A 208-nucleotide genomic window follows, 5' to 3' on the forward strand; every position below is an offset into this window, starting at 1 on the left:
AGATGCGTTCAATGGTCCATCCTCGATTTTCAAGGAAGCGTTGGCGGTACACGTCTCGTTCTTTTGCATTTTTAGAACTGTGGTACATCGCACCGTCACACTCGACCCCAAGAATATAACGATGAGGATCGTTTGGATGAATGATCGCTAAGTCAATGCGATAGCCTGACATTCCGACTTGTGTGTCAACCTTGTAGCCTAAATGAAG

The 208-nt window shown here is 45.7% G+C and carries 1 protein-coding gene; it reads right to left on the reverse strand.

All coding sequences use genetic code 11. The features are described 5' to 3' along the window. Positions 1 to 208: DUF559 domain-containing protein (locus SAZ04_RS23255; RefSeq protein WP_332700211.1), on the reverse strand; the 208-nt coding region annotated here is incomplete at both ends.

The organism is Halalkalibacter lacteus (assembly GCF_036663595.1).
GTDB lineage: Bacteria > Bacillota > Bacilli > Bacillales > Bacillaceae_D > Halalkalibacter > Halalkalibacter lacteus.